General features: G+C 37.6%; 14 protein-coding genes. 4 read left to right on the forward strand and 10 right to left on the reverse strand.

The window, feature by feature from the left end:
* Positions 1-152 precede the first annotated feature (152 nt).
* Entirely contained in the window at positions 153-1,373 is a 1,221-nt protein-coding gene (locus EPA86_RS03425; protein ID WP_140601930.1) for an EAL and HDOD domain-containing protein, read from the reverse strand.
* A gap of 181 nt (positions 1,374-1,554) precedes the next feature.
* Here EPA86_RS03425 and putP point away from each other — a divergent pair, with 181 nt between their 5' ends.
* A complete protein-coding gene (gene putP / locus EPA86_RS03430) occupies positions 1,555-3,042 on the forward strand; it encodes a sodium/proline symporter PutP (protein WP_140601932.1) in 1,488 nt (495 codons plus the stop codon).
* A gap of 85 nt (positions 3,043-3,127) precedes the next feature.
* On the opposite strand, the gene EPA86_RS03435 is transcribed toward putP, so the two are convergent.
* The 8 genes from EPA86_RS03435 to EPA86_RS03475 all read right to left on the reverse strand — a co-directional run bounded on the left by EPA86_RS03435 (position 3,128) and on the right by EPA86_RS03475 (position 12,271).
* Complete coding sequence (locus EPA86_RS03435; RefSeq protein ID WP_140601934.1) at positions 3,128-3,841, reverse strand: DUF3379 family protein; 714 nt, start codon at positions 3,839-3,841, stop codon at positions 3,128-3,130.
* Complete coding sequence (locus tag EPA86_RS03440; protein ID WP_140601936.1) at positions 3,834-4,349, reverse strand: sigma-70 family RNA polymerase sigma factor; 516 nt, start codon at positions 4,347-4,349, stop codon at positions 3,834-3,836. The genes EPA86_RS03435 and EPA86_RS03440 overlap by 8 nt, the downstream gene beginning before the upstream one ends.
* Before the next feature lie 443 nt (positions 4,350-4,792).
* Positions 4,793-6,556 (reverse strand): BatD family protein, encoded by a 1,764-nt coding sequence (locus tag EPA86_RS03450; protein ID WP_246058233.1) that lies wholly within the window; start codon positions 6,554-6,556, stop codon positions 4,793-4,795.
* The gene (locus EPA86_RS03455) at positions 6,550-8,508 is read right to left on the reverse strand and encodes a vWA domain-containing protein (RefSeq protein WP_140601942.1); all 1,959 of its coding nucleotides are present in this window, start codon (positions 8,506-8,508) and stop codon (positions 6,550-6,552) included. Before EPA86_RS03455 ends, EPA86_RS03450 begins: the two co-directional genes overlap by 7 nt.
* Before the next feature lies 1 nt (position 8,509).
* Complete coding sequence (locus EPA86_RS03460) at positions 8,510-9,547, reverse strand: vWA domain-containing protein (RefSeq protein ID WP_140601944.1); 1,038 nt, start codon at positions 9,545-9,547, stop codon at positions 8,510-8,512.
* The gene (locus tag EPA86_RS03465) at positions 9,540-10,133 is read right to left on the reverse strand and encodes a DUF4381 domain-containing protein (protein ID WP_140601946.1); all 594 of its coding nucleotides are present in this window, start codon (positions 10,131-10,133) and stop codon (positions 9,540-9,542) included. The genes EPA86_RS03460 and EPA86_RS03465 overlap by 8 nt, the downstream gene beginning before the upstream one ends.
* Entirely contained in the window at positions 10,130-11,221 is a 1,092-nt protein-coding gene (locus tag EPA86_RS03470; RefSeq protein WP_140601948.1) for a DUF58 domain-containing protein, read from the reverse strand. Before EPA86_RS03470 ends, EPA86_RS03465 begins: the two co-directional genes overlap by 4 nt.
* Before the next feature lie 72 nt (positions 11,222-11,293).
* Positions 11,294-12,271 (reverse strand): AAA family ATPase, encoded by a 978-nt coding sequence (locus tag EPA86_RS03475; protein ID WP_140601950.1) that lies wholly within the window; start codon positions 12,269-12,271, stop codon positions 11,294-11,296.
* A gap of 383 nt (positions 12,272-12,654) precedes the next feature.
* On the opposite strand from EPA86_RS03475, the gene fadI reads away from it, so the two are divergent.
* The 3 genes from fadI (at position 12,655) to EPA86_RS03490 (ending at position 16,606) form a co-directional block, all read left to right on the forward strand.
* Positions 12,655-13,962 (forward strand): acetyl-CoA C-acyltransferase FadI, encoded by a 1,308-nt coding sequence (gene fadI / locus EPA86_RS03480; protein WP_425462560.1) that lies wholly within the window; start codon positions 12,655-12,657, stop codon positions 13,960-13,962.
* Complete coding sequence (fadJ, locus tag EPA86_RS03485; protein WP_140601954.1) at positions 13,962-16,145, forward strand: fatty acid oxidation complex subunit alpha FadJ; 2,184 nt, start codon at positions 13,962-13,964, stop codon at positions 16,143-16,145. The genes fadI and fadJ overlap by 1 nt, the downstream gene beginning before the upstream one ends.
* Positions 16,146-16,444: 299 nt before the next feature.
* Positions 16,445-16,606 carry a hypothetical protein gene (locus tag EPA86_RS03490; protein ID WP_246058235.1) on the forward strand — a complete coding sequence of 54 codons (162 nt, stop codon included), beginning with the start codon at positions 16,445-16,447 and terminating at the stop codon, positions 16,604-16,606.
* A gap of 190 nt (positions 16,607-16,796) precedes the next feature.
* Here EPA86_RS03490 and EPA86_RS03495 read toward each other — a convergent pair whose 3' ends face one another.
* On the reverse strand, positions 16,797-17,075 hold the full coding sequence (locus EPA86_RS03495; protein WP_140601958.1) for a hypothetical protein: 279 nt from the start codon (positions 17,073-17,075) through the stop codon (positions 16,797-16,799).
* Between the last annotated feature and the right edge of the window lie 84 nt (positions 17,076-17,159).

Consider the following 17,159-nt stretch of genomic DNA (forward strand, 5'->3'; position numbering starts at 1 on the left):
TAATCTCTTTGAGTTCGTTTAGTGATTGATTTCATAACACTCTCCAATTTAATCGTGGAAAAGTGTCAACCTTATTTAGGACGGGTCATACATAAAAAAAGGAGCGTTAAGCTCCTTTTTTATGTTGAACCGTATATGAAGTCAACTTGATGTTAACCAGCTAAGTCAGTTTGTTCATCTGCCCAGGCCAGTGCTTGATTGTAATGTTCAACCGCTTTATCTTTATCAAGTTTTAACTTTTCAATGACTAAATTAGTTTTATCCCAATCAGCATGCTCTATTAACTCAACCAGCTTAATTAAGGCTGCCATAGGACCTTTCTTAGTAAGTAGTGGATCTTTAATGTCTTGAGCAAGTGGCAGTTTTTCCATTATGCTTTCCATGGATTCATCTAATATCGCATCAATCATAGATAATAAGCCCGTTAAAAATGCAATCGATACATCTATTTCTGATCTGATATCTTGAGCAACTAATTCACAGAATTTAGCTCTTGTCATGGCAAGTTTAATGAGTTCTGTCGGTTTGTCTGGGTTAGCAGTAACAGCGAACATTAAGCCTAGGAAGCGCTTAAGTTCACCTGAGCCTAAAATTACCAGCGCTTGTTTTATCGTAGATATTTCGTTTCTACGTCTAAAAATTGCCGAGTTTGCATAACGCAATAACTTATATGAGAGTGATACATCACGTTCAAAAACACTGGTAATACTATTTAGATCTAACTCAGTTTTTGACGTTTCATAAAGTAGTTCAGCCATTGCTAACTGAGATGGTGATAACGTTTTAGTTTTTACTACTTCAGGTTTGGCGAAAAAGAAGCCTTGGAAATATTCGAAGCCCATTTGTAGTAATTGATTATATTCTTCGTAAGTCTCTACTTTTTCAGCAAGCAGTTGAATATGGGTATGATCTTTTGTAGCAGTGATGACCTGTTTAATTTCATCTAAGCTACTTGATTGTATATCAATTTTAATAATTTTAATGTACGGATAGAAATGCCCCCAAACACTTTGGTGTTCATAGTCATCTAGGGCAATGGTATAACCTTTTCTGTGGAGTTCTTTACATTGTGCAAGTAGCTTTTTACCTGGTTTTACTGTTTCTAGTACTTCTATAACGACTTCTTCAGGTGCCAGCATTTCCGCATAGCCTTGAGTCAGCGTTTCTTGAGTAAAATTAATAAACGCGGGTTTGCTACCAGTAAATTCACTAATACCCATATTGAATTGGCTAGCCTCAATCATTTTACTGGTTGCTTCATCACCATCTACATCAGGAAAGACATTATCAAGGCTATCCCTAAATAATAACTCGTAGGCAAATAGCTTTTTATTCTTATCTAAAATTGGCTGTCTAGCGGCATAAAAATACATAAATTCTTGATTATCTAATTCGTAAAAGATTCATACTACTGAATATATGGTAAAGCGCGTTAATTTTCATTAGTTTTGTTATTTATTTTTATAATTTATACATTTTTATTATGACAGTATCTTTTTAGTGTCATTCTTGGTAGGTTAAGCGACTTTATTTTAGCTATTTACGGGTGATATTTTGGAATTTGGCACTCTGCTTTCATTAGCGATTTATTTTATTGTGATGCTAGGTATTGGCTTGTATGCCTATCGAAAATCAACCAGTGATGTTTCTGGATATATGTTAGGTGGTAGAAGCTTATCACCGAGTGTTGCAGCCTTATCAGCAGGCGCTTCTGACATGAGCGGTTGGATGTTAATGGGCCTTCCTGGGGCTATGTATTTGTCTGGTATAAATAGCCTTTGGATTGCTATTGGTCTTATCATCGGCGCATTTTTAAACTATTTGGTTGTAGCACCAAGATTAAGAACGTATACCGAGCTGGCAAATAATTCTATTACATTGCCTGACTTTTTTGAAAACAGGTTTGAGGATAAAACACGTTTGTTACGTGTTGTATCTTCAATCGTTATCGTAGTCTTCTTCACGTTATATACCTCTAGCGGCATTGTTGCTGGCGGTAAATTATTTGAAAGCTCATTTGGTATGTCATATGAGATTGGTTTATATGTTACTGCAGGGGTTGTTGTTGCTTATACTTTATTTGGTGGCTTTCTTGCTGTAAGCCTGACTGACTTTGTGCAAGGCTGTATCATGTTTATTGCTTTAGTTTTAGTTCCGGTCGTTACTATCATTGAGGTAGGTGGCGTTGATGAAGTACATGCGAGCATTAATCAAATTAATCCTGAATTACTAAATGCTTTTAGTGGTATGACGGTATTGGGGATAATCTCTGCGATGGCATGGGGTTTAGGTTACTTTGGCCAGCCGCATATCATAGTGCGATTTATGGCGATTCGCAGTGTAAAAGATATGCCTACAGCCAGACGTATTGGTATGAGTTGGATGATAGTCTCGCTTATTGGTGCTATGGCTACAGGTTTTGCAGGTATAGCCTACGTAGACAAAACCGGGATCGCGCTTGATGATGCTGAAACCATTTTTATTGTGCTTTCACAATTGTTATTTAACCCGTTAGTTGCAGGCTTTTTATTAGCCGCCATTCTAGCTGCGATTATGAGTACAATTTCATCTCAATTGTTAGTGACATCAAGCTCATTGACTGGCGACTTTTATCAAGCTTTTTTAAACAAAGAAGCAAGCGAAAAACAGTTGGTGCTTGTTGGCCGAATTTCAGTATTGATTGTTGCTTTAGTGGCAATCTTTTTAGCTTACGATCGCAACAGCACAATATTAAGTTTAGTAAGTAATGCATGGGCAGGGTTTGGTGCGGCATTTGGTCCTGTTGTTATTGGTAGTTTGTATTGGTCTAAAATGACTAAAAATGGTGCGCTAGCCGGTATTGTTACCGGTGCTGCAACGGTTTTATTCTGGATTTATGCACCAATAACTATTAATGGGACTTCGCTAAGCTCCATTGTTTATGAAATTGTACCGGGCTTTATAATGTGCTCATTGGCGATTTACATTGTTAGTATGATGGATAAAACAGTCTCTGATGATATGGAGTCGGTATTTGATTCGATGTTAAATCATCATAAATAAAGACGAGAATTTCAAATAATTCAAAACAAAAAAGGCTAGTTTTTACTAGCCTTTTTACTGTCTTTGTTTTCTTAGCATTAGAGCGTTATATTGACCATGAGATATTATTGCCAAGCTTTTCTTGCCAAGTAGACAATGGTTCATTTTTGTCGCCTACGACAATGACATTGGCTTTATCAAAAGCGGCAGACTGACCAACAAGTTTATTATCAGAAAAGCTATCACTAAAGCTAAGTTGATCGTTTTTAGGAACCACGAAGACGGTAACAGGGCTAGTCTTTCCTTGAAAAACTAGATGTAAGCTTTTCATGCCATCAAAGCGACAGTAGTCAGCTGAAAGCAATTGACCTACTGAGCTGGTAAAGTTGCCATTAAATGCTGCCATTTTTTTATTGAGTGATGTTAAGTCAACTCTAGCAGTATCACTATTAGAAAAATCACCTTGTTCATGATAAACATGAGCCAAGGCATAATCACCTAAATTGGAGTGAGCACTCGAAAAAAGAGTGAAGTTAACAAGTAAACCTGCAGTAATAGCTACAGAAGCTGCTAGGGCAAGGTGGAAGCGTTTTTTACGTTTTTGTACTTGATGGCTTGCTAAGGTTTGACGCAAAATTAATTTGTCTGATAAATCATCAGGTACAGGTATATTCAAAGCCTGAGCAATTTTATCATCGAGTTGGTTTAACTCTTGAGCAAATTGCTTTTTGGTTGGATCAGCTTGAAGAGCAGCAAGTAGAGCTTCATCTTGGCTTTTAGGATCGGCGTAAATGGTACGTCTAAATTGTAAATCATCCATTGTATAAACCTCGTTGTTCTGGTTCAGCCTCTAGTGCTTCTTTCAATTGATTTCTTGCTCTAAATAAGCGGGTCATAACTGTGTTCTTGTTTAAATTGAGGATTGAAGCAATATCTTCACCACTAAAACCTCCTAATACCTGTAATACTAAAGGCTCTGAGTATTCTGCAGGTAGTTGTGCTATTTTTTCTCTTAACCAAGAGTTTTCAATGTTTTGCTCATTACTGAGTGATTGATTATCAGTAATTGATGCTTCATCAAATTCTCCCATGTCAAAACGCTTTCGCTCAAAACGTCTAGCGTTCTCTCTACGTAAAATAGTGATTAACCATGATTTAGCAGCTTTCTCATCCTTTAATGAGTCTAAGGCTCGCCATGCGCGAAGAAAAGTTTCTTGCACTAAGTCTTCAGCCACTTGTTTTTCGTGACAAAGCCAATAAGCATACCGGTATAAATCACCGTGTAGCGCTTTAACTAGCGCCTCATATCTAACTTGTTTTGTAATCATGTTAGTTAAGACCTGACGTTTGCTGAATATATTTCAAAAAAATTAATTAATTTAATATTAGAGCGTGTTGAACTTTGATGTACACTTTTGCAGCAGAAAATTTGATATTTATACAAGGAAGAGTCTATGTAATGTGGTGATTCCCCATAAATAGGCAATAACGCCGTAGAAATTTCAAATGGACGCTGTCCGTAGGATTCGTTCAAACGTGATTTACTCATTGTTGTAGCTCATTTATATAGAACAACTATACATCAATCGCTACGCCTTGATTAAATCAGGTTTAATTCGAACAACATCTGTACCACAAAGAGCAACACGCTCTAGCAAATGACTTATGTTTTATTGTTTGAATTTAGTCATGTGATGGTAAATATTATATTGCAAATAATTACCGCCTAGAGAAAAACTAGCACTTATGAAAAAGTGCTAGTGCGAGTCAATTAAGGGTTTAGTTGCAATGAGGTAGATGTCGGCGTTTGTTGTCTTTTATTAAATTGTTGAATGGCAGATAACAGCATATCGCCTTGCCAATTTGGCGCTCCAGAAATGGCATTTTTGCCAAACAAATGCTGTTGCAATTCATTGAGGGCTGTTGAGAAGTTTTGTTCAGATACAACTGCTTGTGCTTGGGCTATTGTTGTAATTTGAGCAGAACCAGAGAGTTTTAAACTATGGTTGAGCCAAGGTATTATCAAATCAAGCGTTAGTTGTGCTTGGCCTTTTTTACATGCAGCGAGTAGCTTAATATAACTTTGACCACTATCGTGTGTTGATTCTGCTAAAGGTGTATTAGGCTTTCTCTGCTTAATTAAGCTGACATGTATAAGCCATGCCAGCAGGGTTACAACCCATAATCCTAGAAATAACCATTGTAAGTTATTTGTTTCTGATGACGGTAAATGTGCTTGCTTTGAGCTAGGAGATAATGAGGGGGCTATTGCTTCATTGTTAGAGCTTTTTGCTGGTTGGGTTGTGGCAATATTTGTTAAATTCGAGTTTGGCGCATCAGGGTTTTCTTTTACTGTTATCGTTTGTTCTGGTAACGTTGCGTGTTCAATTTTGTTGGTTACTGTATTAAACCAAGTTATACGAATCTCAGGTAGTATAAAACGCCCAGCATGACTTGCCACTAAAGCAAAATTTTGTACTTTTTGACTTACTAATCGCTCTTTCGTTAGATTTGAGTGTAATTGCGCTTGGTCTGGGTATACTTTCAAGCCTTTTGCCGCTTTCATATTGATGACGGGCAGTTGCGCTTTAGATAAGCCCGCCGCAGTTAAGGTAATTGTTCTCGTAATTGGCTCTCCTACCATATAGTCTTGACCATTTGCTTGCCATTCTTGGTGCAATGATAATAATTCACTCGGCAACCAACTCATTTGTTTATTATTTTGGCTTTGGTTAATAAAGCTATCAGGAATTGGTTTAACCACTAATTCCATTTTCTCGCCCAAAATACTTACAGGTTTTGTTTCAGCAAAACTTAAGAAATTAGAACGCCTTCTTGATGGCATCATAACTTCACCAGAAAACATAGGGGCGGCTAAATCAAATGTACCGCTTTTTTCTGGTGTAATGGCGTAGGTTTGTTCAATAACGCGGTAACGTTTACCGTTGATAATGGTATCTGATTGTTGATCTTGCCCAATTTTTTCAACAGTAGCGCCAGCTAATTCAGGCTCAGTTAAGTTGCCACTTTTCAGTTCAACAGAAAAATGTAGTTTTAATGTCAGGGTCAGTAGTTGTTGAACAAAAACTTCATGACGAGATAATTCACTAGTAATAAAAATATCTTGTTGGTTTTTATTGTCGTGTTCTGATTGCTGTAAAACTTCAAGAGTAATAGGCTGGCTAAAGTTACCTTCAATCTCTAATGCAGGAATTGTTAGCTTCCCTGTTTTTCTCGCTATCAGCAGTATTTGCCAGCTTGTTGTTCTACTGGTTTTGAAGTTCACCATAGTCGTTTGAGAGCTAACGGATGTTTGACCCACAATAAAATCTTTTAATAGCGGTGAAGTATCAAGTTGGTTTCTTTCAACATCGTCATCGGCAATGACTGTTAATACTATTGACTCATTATGCATTACAGGGTTTTTATCAACTGTCGCAGTTACATTAGTTAATGCATATGTTGAATGACTTAACGTCATTAGAAATACAAATGTACAAAAATTTAATGTTTGAATTGCCTTAGATATTACCACTGCTTTTCTGCTCCTTTTCTTGAACCACCTTGCTGCCTTTTTTGATACTCTAATTTCATTTTATTACGTAGTAGCAAGTAAGGATCATCAGTCACTTTATTTAATAGTTGTTGATGTTTTTGTTCAGTTTCTTTTGCTTGTTTGTCTAACAATTTGCTAGTTGCTGCTTTTTCATTTGCTGGTGACTCAGAGTCTTCATCTGACACTTCACCTTGCAGTTGCTCACTTTGCTGTTGTTCGCTTTGCTGTTGTTCGCTTTGCTGTTGTTCGCTTTGCTGTTGTTCGCTTTGCTGTTGTTCGCTTTGCTGTTGTTCGCCTTGCTGCTGCTCGCTTTGCTGCTGCTCGCTTTGCTGCTGCTCGCTTTGCTGTTGCTCGCCTTGCTGCTGCTCGCCTTGCTGTTGTTGTTGCTGTTCTTGTTGTTTTTTTAGCTCTTCTATCTTTTCGATATTTTCTTTAGCGTCTGTTAAGGTTGGGTCTTTAGCTAAAGCCTTTTTATATGCATCTATAGCTTGATCAAATTGTTGCATTTGGGCTAAAGCATTTCCTTGGTTGTATAGTGCATCACTGCTTTCACTTTGTTTAAAAGCTTCAAGAGCTTTTGGGTAATTGCCAGCTTTGTAATGGGCACTTCCTTGCCATTGTGTATTGTCAAATTGATTTGCTGCTTGCTGGTATTGCTGTTGCTCAAAATGCTTTTGCCCTTGCTGATCTGGAGTTTGCCAAAGGTTATTCCACAAGGTTTTTACTTTAGATTCTGGCTGATGAGTAGAAGCTGTCGCGCTATCTGTTACAACTTGTGGGGTTGTTTGAATAGCTTGTTCCGCTGCTGAATTATTGGCTAAGGCGTTTTGAGAGTTTAAAACACTTGAGATTAAAAATAACGGTACTATCGGTGCAAGGGATAGCAGTACGCCACGACGAAAATAACTTAATACTAAAGGTAAAATGATAATAAGCAGCCAAGGACCTTGTTCGTAATATTGGTCACCTTGCTGCAAATGTTGCTCCTTTTTATCTTGAGTACGGTTATCAGTGTCATTGTTTTTAGCTTGTTGTACCAATAAGCGTATATCTTCATCGCCATGGGTGATTGTACTGTATTTACCTTGAGCACGCTTGGCGATGGAAGCAAGTTTACCCTCTGGTAATTTAGGTACCACAATTGCACCAGAGCGATCTTTGAGTAATTCACCTGAGTTTAATTTAATTGGCGCTCCATTTGGAGTACCAATACCTAAAATATTGACTCTGTGGCCATATGTTTTAGCCCAATCAAACACGTCTGACATTTCTTCATTATCAATATCGTCAGTAAACCAATAAATATCACCCGTTACATGACCTGCATTAATGAGTGTTTCGTGAGCCATTGATAAAGCGGCAAAGGCATTAGCACCAAGGACAGGCATAATTTCAGGCGATAGAGAAGGGAGCAATAACTCAATATTTTTAATATCTTGCGTAAGAGGGCTTATAGTGAATGCATCGCCAGCATAGGCGATCAAACCTATTTCACCTTCATTTAGGGTGTTAAGTAAGTCGATTGCTTTAAACCTTGCTCGGGTTAATCGGTTAGGTTTTATATCTGTAGCGTACATTGAATATGACATATCCATTATAAGCACAGAGCCTCTTTCTAGCTGATAAACTGGTTGTGGCAGTTTTTGCCATGCAGGGCCAGCAAGAGCAAAAATGACACAAGTTCCGATGATTAAAGGTTTAACTATTGGGCTACTGAATGCAAAAAATCTTTGCTTGTTTGTTGCATTATTATCAGATGTTTCAAGTACAACATTGGCTAGATGCTTAGGCAGTAATTGCTGCCATGGTGAGTTGAAGTGTCGTTGTTTCTTAAGTACATAAATAATGAGTAATAACACAGAAAATGTTATTAGCCACCACGGCCTTACAAAATGAAAATGTTCAATAAATTGGTTGAAATCAAAAGTCATATTATCGTTTACCAATACTTGAATAGGAAGATGATTTAGAATGTTGTCTTGCTGTAGGTATTAAGCTTTTAAAATTCATCATTAATATGGCTAATGTAGTAATAATTGTCGCAATAGCTAATGGCCAATAAAATAATGCAGAAAGCGGGCGCATTTGCTGTTGATCTTGTTCAATAGGCTCAAGTTGATCAAGTAAGTTGTAGATTTCACTCATTCCTTGGCTGTCTTTGGCGCGGAAATATTTACCACCCGTTTTTTCGGCAATTTCTGCTAAACTTTGCTCGTCTAACTCGCTAGAAGGGTTTACCCTGCGGCTACCGAATAGTGATTGTTGTATCATGACTTCAGCACCGATCCCGACAGTATAAATCGTTATATCTTTTGCTACAGCGAGTTCTAAAGCTTGCTCTGGCGATATCTTGCCAGCAGTATTTTGACCATCAGTTAAAAGCAGTAATACTTTGTTTGATTCTTTCTTTTCATCAAAGCGCTTTACCGCTAAAGCAATTGCATCACCGATGGCTGTTTTTCTTCCCACTAAGCCTAATTCGCTTTCATCAAGCATTTGTTTGACAGTTTTTCTATCAAAAGTCATCGGCGTTTGCATGTAAGCATCATCACCAAAGAGAATTAAGCCTAGACGATCGCCCACTCGCCTTTCTATAAAGTCACCTAAAACAACTTTGAGCATAGTTAATCGGTTAACTGTACTGTTATTTAACTGCATATCTTCGATTTGCATGCTGCCTGATAAGTCAACGGCTATCATCATTTCTCTACCTTGTGTAGGTATGTCTATGGCATCGCCTAACCATTGCGGTCTACTAAGTGCAACGACAACAAGTATCCAACAAGTCATTAGCAATAACATTGGCAGTTTCTTACTTTGTGATGAAACAGTTACCTCGTTAGAAACTCTGATAAGTGTTGGCATTTTTAAAGCGCTAGTGGCTTGCTTTGTTTTTTTCGCAGGTAGAAAATAAACAAATAAGGGCAATGGAAGTAACGCTAAAAGCCAAGGCCATGCGAAATTAATCATCAATGCCTCCTTTTACTACTTTTACTTTAGGAGGGAGAGCTTGTGCTAGCCACAGTTTTGCGGCTTGATAGCACTGTTCATTTGGTGCATTACTATGTTGTTGATATTGAATGCTAAAACTGTCTGATGTTAATGCTGAAAATTGTTGTTGGTGCTTTTTAGGTAATTGTTCCATTAAAAATTGCTGAAACTGCTCACCATATAATTTACTTAACTGAGCGCGAGGGAAGTATTGCAATGCTGCCCACTTTAATAATGTAATAACCTCTTCGCTATTCATTGATGTTGAAAGTAACTTTATTGCTTGGTTTTTGTATTTGTTGCGCTGTTTGTGTTGTTTAAATTTGCGTACTGAAAAATAAATGGCAATGGCAATGAGTAATAGTAATAACCACCAACCATACGATATTGGCAGTTGGCTTACCTTTTCAGGTAAGTGAATATCATTTAATTGTAGTGGTGAAGCAGAGGGTTGACCTGCTGCGGGCAATTGCTGAGGAGTATTTGCTAATACAAGGGGTACTTGTGTCGAGAAACTAAACACTAAACTAAGCAATATTGACCTTATACTTATAAAAGATTTCATTGAATACCACCTGCGCTAAGTTGTTCTTCTAGGGGAGTTCCAGTACAGATCTCTACTACTCTCGCACCTGTTTCAGAAAGTCGCTGTTTTTTATGATGCATTAAACTTGAAGCGGCTTGCTGGTATTCAGCAGATGTTTTCGTATCTCCAAGGGTTAATTGCTGTTTTTCAATCCCGTCAGTAATATTTACAGGACATTTTATATCACTATCGGGTAATGTGTGTTCTAAAGGATCACTAATTAAACAAATAACTAGTTCACAATGTTGTGATATTTGGCTTAAATGCCTTAAAATTGCATGATTTGTATTATTTGGATTAAGCGCTTGGGCATCAGTAATGAAATAGACAAGGGAACCAGGCTTAGCTAGTTGCCTAATACGAGCACAATTTCTTTCAAAATTATCTTCAAAACTTTCTTTTTCAACTGGCATAGCTACATTTGATTCATCTTCTAGAGGTAGTGAACTGTTGCTAATGATGCCTGAATTAACTTTGTGGCTATGTGATTTTGAACTTTGGTGAACTGAGGTAAGTGCATGCAAATAATGAAGAACACCTTCTTTTCTGCTACGTGGTTTTAATTCTTTATGTTGAGTTTGATTAAAGACAATACCGCCTAATCTGTCACCACGTTCTTTTGCGTGCCATGCAACTAGGGCGGCTAAATGTGACGCTTGGACTGATTTTAGCAAAAGTTTGCTACCAAAATGCATATTACTGGAGAGATCCGTTGCAATTAAAACTGGTCTTTCAATTTCTTCTCTAAATAGTTTGGTATGCGTTTTTCCTGTCCTCGCAGTGACACGCCAGTCTATTGCGCGAATATCATCACCCGTTTGGTAATGACGGACTTCATCAAACTCCATTCCTCGACCTTTACTACGAGATAAGTAGTTACCAGATTGACGGCCATGAATATTTTTCTTTGCAGTTAAATTAATTAATGCAGTTTTACTTTGATATTGCAGTAACTCTGGCATTGATAGATCAACGCCATTACTTTGGATGCTCGCTAAAATTTGTTCACAATCAGCATTTTGATTTTTACTTTGACTTTTATTAGATAATATTTGCTTAAACCACATAAAGGTACTTTATCTCAATTGATATTACTGATTTAATTATGAAAAAAATAACATTATTTAGGTTAGATACCGTTATGCTACGGCAACTAGATTAAGTAAATGATCTAATAATTGGTTTGCTGTTATCCCTTCTGCTTCAGCCTGATAACTTAGTAAAATTCTATGTCGAAGTACATTATGAAATACTGCTTGAATATCTTCTGGGCTGACAAAGTCTCTATTGTGTAACCAAGCTCTAGCACGTGCACAACGATCAAGCGCAATGGTTGCTCGAGGACTCGCACCAAAAGCTAACCATGATTTAAGTTTGTCATCATATTTTTCAGGTTGTCGAGTTGCAATGATTAGATCTACCAGATACTTCTCTAGGGAAGGAGCCATATGAATATTTAATACTTCTTTTCTAGCTAAAAATATTTCATCTTGACTTAATACACGTAAAGCTGATTTTTGCTCTTCATCAGCCGAACCTTGATTAGAAATAGCCTCACCACGGTTTAACTTTAAAATATCTAGTTCGCTTTCAGCATCTGGATAATCAATTTCTAAATGCATTAAAAATCGATCTAACTGAGCCTCTGGTAGAGGATAGGTTCCCTCTTGTTCAATAGGGTTTTGTGTTGCCATAACAAGAAACAATTCAGGTAGTTGGTAGGTTTTTCGACCAACAGTGATTTGTCCTTCTGCCATTGCTTCTAATAACGCTGATTGAACCTTGGCAGGTGCGCGGTTAATTTCATCGGCTAGTACAAGGTTTTGAAATAAAGGACCTTGTTGGAAAACAAAGCTACCATCTTCAGGGCGGTAAATATCTGTACCTGTTAAATCAGCAGGTAAAAGATCAGGGGTAAATTGTATACGATGAAAGTCAGCTTCAAGGCCATCGGCAAGGGCATTTACAGCTCTCGTTTTAGCAAGTCCTGGTGGTCCTTCAACAATTAAGTGACCATCTGCGAGTAAAGCAATAAGTAAATTTTCAACTAATGCTTGTTGGCCAATAATTTGTGTTGATAAGTGTTGTTTTAATGCGGAAAAATGTTCTATTGCCATACTTGTTCTATCTTTCTATTAGGGGCTAAATTACTGCTTTAAACATCAATGTTTAATCATTAATAAACGACGTAACAGTATACATAGGGCTGAAGTTAAAAAAAACAAGTATAAAGAAGACACTAATAGTAATTTTGTAACAACACTTTGCCTAATTATTGATTTCCTTCTTAGGGAATTAATTTGAGGATTACTTTTTTGAGTAAGTAGCAGAGGTCAAAATAGGGGATTGTAATTTTCTGTCAGTGAGATAGAATCAAATAATATTGACAGGTCAGACCTCTTGGTTTTGTAAAAATTACTATTCAAAATCAATGTTAAAAAACTCAACCATATAAATGGTCAGTACCTTTATTGGTTTATACATAGAGATGGAGAATTTGATGACAGCAAAAAAACTAGCCACTTCAAATGGCGAACGTATAGCTATAGTAGCAGGACTTAGAACGCCATTTGCTAAGCAAGCTACCGCATTTCATGGTGTTCCTGCTGTAGACTTAGGCAAGATTGTTGTTAACGAATTAATGAAAAAGCATGATATTGATCCTGCTGTTGTTGAACAACTTGTCTTTGGTCAGGTTGTGCAAATGCCAGAAGCACCCAATATTGCTCGTGAAATAGTATTAGGTACTGGAATGAATGTTCATACCGATGCTTATAGTGTTTCTAGGGCTTGTGCTACCAGCTTTCAATCTACAGTAAATGTAGCTGAGTCAATTATGGCAGGGGTTGTTGATGTTGGTATTGCCGGTGGTGCTGATTCTTCATCTGTAGCACCCATTGGTGTTTCTAAAAAGTTTGCTAAAACACTTTTAGATTTAAGTAAAACTAAAACTTTAGGGCAAAAAATAGCGTTAATTCGCAAACTAGGGTTTAAAGATATTTTACCTGTTGCACCTGCAGTAGCTGAATATTCTACAGGGATATCTATGGGGCAGACTGCGGAGCAAATGGCAAAGACCTATCAAATATCACGTGAAGATCAAGATGCATTAGCCCACCGCTCTCATACGCTAGCAACGCAAAGCTGGGCAGAAGGAAAGTTAGCTGATGAAGTGATGGTCGCACACAGCGAACCCTATAAAGGTTTCATAGAAAAAGATAATTGTATTCGTGAGAATTCAGAGTTAGGAAGTTATAGCAAATTACGCCCAGTGTTTGATAGAAAGCATGGCACAGTGACCGCAGCAACAAGTACTCCGCTGACAGATGGTGCAGCAGCTATATTATTGATGCGAGAAGGAAGGGCAAAAGAATTAGGTTACCAACCGCTTGGTTATATTCGTAGTTATGGTTTTGCGGCAATAGATGTGTGGCAAGACATGTTAATGGGTCCAAGCCATGCAACCCCTATTGCATTAAAGCGTGCAGGCATGGAATTAGCAGATTTAGATTTAGTTGAAATGCATGAGGCTTTTGCAGCACAAGCTTTAGCTAATATGAAGATGTTTGCTAGTAAAAAGTTTGCTCAGGAGCATTTAGGTAGAGACAAAGCAATTGGTGAAATTGATATGACCAAGTTCAATGTAATGGGGGGCTCTATTGCTTATGGTCACCCTTTTGCAGCAACAGGGGCAAGATTAATAACACAAACCTTGAATGAACTTAAACGACGTGGCGGTGGTGTTGGCCTAACAACAGCTTGCGCTGCAGGTGGCCTTGGTGCTGCAATGGTTGTGGAGACAGATTAATGACTGATAATAAAACAATAGAAAGTGCTTTCAGTTTAGTTAAGCAGGAAAATGGTATTGCGCGTTTAGTGATGGATGTTGTTGGTGAGACAATGAATACACTAAAAGCAGAATTTGCAGAGCAAGTTGCTCAAGTATTAGCTGAAATTAAGGCTGATAGTAGTATTACAGGTGTTGTCATTTGCAGTGGTAAACAAGGCTCTTTTGTTGCTGGTGCAGATATTAATATGATTGACAGTTGTGAGACCCAAGAAGAAGTCGTTGCTTTGTCTAGGCAAGGTCAAATGATATTTTCTCAATTAGAGCAATTAGATATACCTGTGGTTGCAGCGATTGATGGGCCATGCTTAGGTGGTGGTTTAGAGTTAGCATTGGCTTGTCATGGAAGAGTATGTACCGACAACCCTAAAACAGCACTTGGCTTACCAGAGGTGCAATTAGGCTTATTGCCTGGTAGTGGTGGTACACAAAGGCTGCCTAAGTTAGTAGGCATTCAAAAAGCGCTTGATATGATGCTAACGGGCAAACAGTTACGCGCAAAGCAAGCACTTAAAGCTGGTTTAGTAAATGATGTAGTACCAGAAAGTATTTTACTCGAAACCGCTGAAAAATTAGCATTATCAGGTAAGGTTTCTAAGAAAACACAAGGTGCATCGAAGCGTAAAGTAAGCTTCATGGATAAGTTATTAGAAAATAATGCTGCGGGTCGTAATATTGTGTTTAAGCAAGCGACTAAATCTGTATTATCTAAAACAAAAGGTAATTATCCTGCACCCATTAAAATTATTGATTGCATTAGAACGGGCATTGAATCTTCGAGTGCTCAAGGTTATCAAGTTGAGGCCGATCATTTTGGTGAGTTAGCCATGACAGATGTTTCAGCACAGCTAAGACAACTATTTTTTGCAACAACTGAGATGAAAAAAGAGCAGGGTGTTGCTGATGTAATGCCAGAGAAAATAGTCAATGCAGGTGTGCTTGGTGGCGGTTTGATGGGGGGCGGCATTGCCTTTGTTACTGCAACGAAAGCAAATGTTCCCGCAAGAATTAAAGATATAAATCATAACGGTATTGGTCATGCGCTGAAGTATAGTTATGACCTGTTGAATAAAAAAGTTAAACGCCGTTTTATGCTTAAAAGTGAAATGCAAAAGCAGTTAGCTATGATTACCGGTACTGTTGACTATAAAGGTTTTAAAAACCTAGATATTGTTATTGAAGCCGTATTTGAAGACTTATCTTTAAAGCAGAAAATGGTTACAGATGTTGAAGATAACGCTAAAGAGAATACAATTTTCGCCAGTAATACTTCTAGTTTACCCATAGGAAAAATTGCGGCTAAAGCATCTCGCCCTGAAAACGTTATAGGGCTTCATTATTTTTCTCCTGTCGATAAAATGCCTTTGGCTGAAATTATCCCTCATGAAGGAACTTCTGATAAAACGATTTCAACAACGGTAGCTTTTGCTAAAAAGCAAGGGAAAACCCCGATTGTTGTTAAAGATAAAGCAGGTTTTTATGTAAACCGTATTTTAGCTCCTTACATGAACGAAGCTGCTATTCTACTGCTTTCAGGTGAGCCCATTGATAAGTTAGATAATGCACTTGTTTCATTTGGTTTCCCTGTTGGGCCGATGCAATTACTTGATGAAGTAGGCATTGATGTAGGCGCGAAGATTGGACCAATTCTTCAAGCTGATTTAGGGGACAGATTCTCACCTCCTGATGCATTTGGTAAGTTGCTTGAAGATGGCCGTTTAGGTAAAAAATCAGGAAAAGGTTTTTACCGTTATTCAACAGAGAAAGTCTCACCCTTGAAGAAACTATTTAAGAAGGGTGGTAAGCAAGTTGATGAATCTATTTATTCTCTATTAAGCATTACACCATCAGGCAAACTTGACTCTGAAGAAATATCAAAACGTTGTACCTTTATGATGCTAAATGAAGCTGCTAGATGTTTAGATGAGGGCATAGTTCGCAATGCGAGAGATGGTGATATCGGTGCAATATTTGGTATTGGCTTTCCACCATTTTTAGGAGGACCTTTTAGATATTTAGATGCTTTAGGTGCACAAAATGTGGTGAGCCAGTTAAATCAGTGGACAAAAGAACATGGGGATAGATTTTCACCTTGTGAAGCATTAGTTGCTATGGCTGAAAAAGGTGAAAAATACTACAGCTAATGTAAAACTTATAATAACCTCTTAAAAATCAAGGTCTTTTTGTTGCCATGAACTTAAGATGTTTTTCAAAAAAAGGGGCATAGATTTGCCTCTTTTTATTTTTAGCGTCAGTAGAAATATTAGTTGATTAGAATTAATAAACATTGTTTATAAATTAATCTTGCAAGGCAGTGAGCTTTTCTTTATATTGCCGTGGTTTTTTATGGTGCCTACCATAAAGTTATCATTTTATAGCATTAGAAAGTTGTAGAGTTGTTATGTTATTTTTAGCTGTACTTTTGAGTTGTCTAGGCTGCTCAATGTTTTTTTATTTTCAGGCCACTTTCTCTGGATTAGGACGAAAACGCTGGGCTTTAGCAGGTTTAATGTTTGGCCCCTTAGCTTGGCCAATGTTTACGATGAAGAAACGAGTTCAATCAGCACGATTTATTTCAATTCAATCGGTATTGTTTAACGCTTAGCGCAAAAAAAAACGCCATCCCTTTGGAGGTTAGCGTTAATATTTCAACACAATCATATCGCTAAGACCACCAAGAACTAGCTGGCATCTCTCTTATCTCAATACTTTTTGCTATTGGATTCTCTTTTTTCTTTTCTGCTTTATTTAGCGCAAAAAATAGTTTGAACATATTAAGCATGTTGGCTCCTTACTTATATACGGATAGAACCTCTTTTATCGCCGATTCTGATAGAACCTCTTTTATCGCCGATTCTGATAGAGCCTCTTTTATCGCCGATTCTGATGGAACCTCTTTTATCGCCGATTCTGATAGAGCCTCTTTTATCGCCGATTCTGATGGAACCTCTTTTATCACCAACAAGGAAAGTTTGCAGTTGGGAATGGAGCGAAGAACTGGTTGATGTTTGAGTGTCTTGCTCTGTAATTGGTGCAGTAGCAAGTGCCATAGAAAAAATGATTGAAGTTAGCATAAGTTTTCCTTTATTTGAGGTTAAAGTTAGTTCGATTGATAAATCAATTCTTATAATTTTCATGTCAAATAATGCGAAACTTGT

This window comes from Litorilituus lipolyticus, from assembly GCF_006439335.1.
GTDB classification, from domain to species: Bacteria; Pseudomonadota; Gammaproteobacteria; order Enterobacterales; family Alteromonadaceae; genus Colwellia; species Colwellia lipolytica.

Excerpts from the sequence above, each read along its gene's own strand:
- EPA86_RS03425 (WP_140601930.1), bottom strand. The coding sequence starts at position 1,373 with ATGTATTTTTATGCCGCTAGACAGCCAATTTTAGATAAGAATAAAAAG.
- EPA86_RS03435 (WP_140601934.1), bottom strand. The coding sequence starts at position 3,841 with ATGGATGATTTACAATTTAGACGTACCATTTACGCCGATCCTAAAAGC.
- EPA86_RS03440 (WP_140601936.1), bottom strand. The coding sequence starts at position 4,349 with ATGATTACAAAACAAGTTAGATATGAGGCGCTAGTTAAAGCGCTACAC.
- EPA86_RS03455 (WP_140601942.1), bottom strand. The coding sequence starts at position 8,508 with ATGACTTTTGATTTCAACCAATTTATTGAACATTTTCATTTTGTAAGG.
- EPA86_RS03460 (WP_140601944.1), bottom strand. The coding sequence starts at position 9,547 with ATGATTAATTTCGCATGGCCTTGGCTTTTAGCGTTACTTCCATTGCCC.
- EPA86_RS03465 (WP_140601946.1), bottom strand. The coding sequence starts at position 10,133 with ATGAAATCTTTTATAAGTATAAGGTCAATATTGCTTAGTTTAGTGTTT.
- EPA86_RS03470 (WP_140601948.1), bottom strand. The coding sequence starts at position 11,221 with ATGTGGTTTAAGCAAATATTATCTAATAAAAGTCAAAGTAAAAATCAA.
- EPA86_RS03475 (WP_140601950.1), bottom strand. The coding sequence starts at position 12,271 with ATGGCAATAGAACATTTTTCCGCATTAAAACAACACTTATCAACACAA.
- fadI (WP_425462560.1), top strand. The coding sequence starts at position 12,655 with ATGACAGCAAAAAAACTAGCCACTTCAAATGGCGAACGTATAGCTATA.
- fadJ (WP_140601954.1), top strand. The coding sequence starts at position 13,962 with ATGACTGATAATAAAACAATAGAAAGTGCTTTCAGTTTAGTTAAGCAG.
- EPA86_RS03490 (WP_246058235.1), top strand. The coding sequence starts at position 16,445 with ATGTTTTTTTATTTTCAGGCCACTTTCTCTGGATTAGGACGAAAACGC.
- EPA86_RS03495 (WP_140601958.1), bottom strand. The coding sequence starts at position 17,075 with ATGCTAACTTCAATCATTTTTTCTATGGCACTTGCTACTGCACCAATT.